Origin of the sequence: Moraxella sp., assembly GCF_024227015.1 — a bacterium.
Taxonomy (GTDB): Bacteria; Pseudomonadota; Gammaproteobacteria; order Pseudomonadales; family Moraxellaceae; genus Moraxella.
Window position 1 is genome coordinate 1 of sequence record NZ_JAAELD010000264.1, and the last position, 1,108, is coordinate 1,108.

Annotated in this window: 2 protein-coding genes; both read right to left on the reverse strand. The window is 45.3% G+C overall.

All coding sequences use genetic code 11. The features are described from left to right. Window positions 1-166: 166 nt before the first annotated feature. On the reverse strand, window positions 167-424 hold the full coding sequence (locus GY683_RS06155) for a hypothetical protein (protein ID WP_297287907.1): 258 nt from the start codon (window positions 422-424) through the stop codon (window positions 167-169). 104 nt (window positions 425-528) lie between these two features. Next, the coding region (gene istB, locus GY683_RS06160; RefSeq protein WP_297287908.1) for an IS21-like element helper ATPase IstB at window positions 529-1,108 on the reverse strand (580 nt) is incomplete at its 5' end.

Genomic DNA, 1,108 nt, shown 5'->3' on the forward strand with positions numbered 1-1,108 from the left:
CGGCGTTTGCCTGCCTGTGGGCTTACTATATTGTTTCCTGAGTCTCCGTGTACGTCTTTTGTAAATCCAACACCTCCTTCCTCGTTTTTTATACCAGGTGAAACGGAGGGTACCCAAAGGGCGAACGGAGTTTCACCTGGGTGACGCTTGCCGATAACCATCGCCTTTACTTATCTATGTATTGTCTATGTAATTCTCTTGCTTTGCCGTGGTCATGGCCAATATCCGCTCTGGATATATCGTAAACGTAAAGTGGGTAGGTGTAATCTGCTTCTTCGATTAGGATACCTCCCTGCAAATCGGTTATCGAGAAGATGCCATGGTTATCTTCGCATTCGTCAAACCAAGTTGTGTTTTCATCCGTAAAATCGATATTAATTGTTTCCAGCCTGCCTTTTTGCGGATTGTAAACAGTTTGTTGCATATTTTTTCTCCTATCTTTGATTTGCCACAAAAAACGGCTTAGCCAAATGCCCTAAATTCAACGATCTCTGTGCGGCCCATAGGTTAGCATTACCCAAAATCAACTCATATAGAGCCCTTTGCCGGGCCATCAGGTTTTTTGCTCTTGTTTTTCGTGGCCACTTGCATGCGGTAACTTTCAATGTTGAGTTCCAAAATCACACTGTGATGCACCAGCCGATCAATGGCAGCAGCGGTGACCTTCGGGTCTTTAAAAATCTGCTCCCATTTAGAAAAAGGCAAATTACTGGTAATCATCACACTACCACGTTCGTAGCGATCGGCCAGCAATGTAAAGAGCACTTGCATCTGCTGACGGCTTGGTTGCACGTATCCAATGTCATCGACGATGATCGCATCATAGCCTGAGAGCTTTTTGAGCAATTTGCTCATCGCAAGATGCCTTTTGGCAATTTGCAGATCTTGTACCAGCTGGCTGCAGCCAATAAACAGAACCCGTCGGCCCTGTTCGATCAGCTGATGACCGATGGCGCATAACAGGTGGGTTTTGCCGCTGCCCGGATTACCGAAGCCTAATACATTTTCGCAACGGTTTGAAAAAGAGCCGTCAGCTAAAACGTTTAAATGCGTAGCCACCTTAGCCGGCAGACATTTTTTGTCAAAATTTTCCAATGTTTTAGATCTC

What these genes read in the sequence shown, in the direction of transcription:
- GY683_RS06155 (WP_297287907.1), bottom strand. Translation starts at nt 424, where the DNA reads ATGCAACAAACTGTTTACAATCCGCAAAAAGGCAGGCTGGAAACAATT.